The following is a 352-nucleotide window of genomic DNA, read 5'->3' as shown; positions in this document are numbered from 1 at the left end:
CCATTGTTAAGCTCAATGGTGATATTGATGACCATATCGATGGTCATCCCAATTTAAAGCAAGACCAATATCTACTACAAACTATTAAAGGCGTCGGCCCTGTTGTCTCAAAGCAGATGGTGTCGCTGATGCATAATAAGCAGTTTAGTCAAGCGTCACAAATGGCCGCCTTTTTAGGCTTAGTTCCCAAACATAGTGAATCAGGGCTATTTAAAGGCAAGTCTCGCTTAGCAAAGAACGGCTCAAGTGATATCAGAGCCAAACTGTATATGCCAGCGCTAGTCGCCATTAAGCATAATCCTGATATTAAGGCGCAGTATGAGCGACTGCTTGCTAATGGTAAGTGCAAAAT

Annotated in this window: 1 protein-coding gene; it reads left to right on the top strand. The window is 42.6% G+C overall.

Annotated features, from left to right (window positions below; all coding sequences use genetic code 11):
- Window positions 1-352 (top strand): transposase (locus tag AAEY78_RS12395; protein ID WP_352339642.1); only part of this gene is annotated, 352 nt, incomplete at both ends.

Origin of the sequence: Psychrobacter sp. 16-MNA-CIBAN-0192, assembly GCF_040309565.1 — a bacterium.
GTDB lineage: Bacteria > Pseudomonadota > Gammaproteobacteria > Pseudomonadales > Moraxellaceae > Psychrobacter.
The sequence above is the reverse complement of the archived record's forward strand: the minus strand, read 5'-3'. Positions and strand labels throughout refer to the sequence as shown.